This window comes from Muricoccus nepalensis, from assembly GCF_006438825.1.
Lineage (GTDB): Bacteria > Pseudomonadota > Alphaproteobacteria > Acetobacterales > Acetobacteraceae > Roseomonas > Roseomonas nepalensis.
The window spans coordinates 1-812 of sequence record NZ_RCZP01000132.1 but is presented as its reverse complement, the minus strand read 5'-3'; the positions used below and the strand labels follow the sequence as shown (position 1 = coordinate 812).

General features: G+C 71.4%; 1 protein-coding gene. It reads right to left on the bottom strand.

What is annotated here, in order from left to right; genetic code table 11:
- A partial coding sequence (locus tag EAH89_RS30950; RefSeq protein ID WP_140888036.1) for a sigma-70 family RNA polymerase sigma factor occupies positions 1-812 on the bottom strand: 812 nt, incomplete at both ends.

The following is an 812-nucleotide window of genomic DNA, read 5'->3' as shown; positions in this document are numbered from 1 at the left end:
TCATGCCGATGCCAAAGCGCATCCGCAGCACCCGCTCCTCGCGCGGCGTCAGCCCGGAGAGCGCCTTGGCGGCGGCGTCGCGCAGGCCCGACCGCACCGCGACGTCGAGCGGCATGACCGCGTTCTCGTCCTCGAGGAAGTCACCGAGGTGGGCGCCCTCCTCGTCGCCGACCGGCGTCTCGAGCGAGATCGGCTCGCGCGCGATCTTSTGCGCCTTGACCACCCGCTCGAGCGGCAGGCCCATCTTCGCCGCGAGCTCGGCCGGCGTCGGCTCCCGCCCGAGCTCGTGCACCATCTGGCGCGCGGTGCGGTTCAGCTTGTTCACCGTCTCGGTCATGTGCACCGGCACGCGGATGGTCCGCGCCTGGTCGGCGATGGAGCGCGTGACCGCCTGGCGGATCCACCAGGTGGCGTAGGTCGAGAACTTGAAGCCGCGCCGGTACTCGAACTTGTCGACCGCCTTCATCAGCCCGATGTTGCCCTCCTGCACGAGGTCGAGCAGCTGCAGGCCGCGGTTCGTGTACTTCTTGGCGATCGAGATCACGAGGCGGAGGTTGGCCTCGATCATCTCCTTCTTCGCCCGGTTCATGGCGCGCTCGCCCTCGGCGACCACCGCCTGCACCCGGCGGAACTCGTCGAGCGGCAGCCCCGCTTCCCCGGCGATGGCAAGGACGGCCGCACGCGCCTCCTCCATCTCGGCAGCGTGGCGGGTGGCGAGCGCCATCCAGCCCCGGCCCTTGCGCGCGGCAAGGCCCGCCACCCAGTCCGGTGCGGCCGCGGAGGCGCGGTAGACCGCGAGGAAGTCGTCCCGC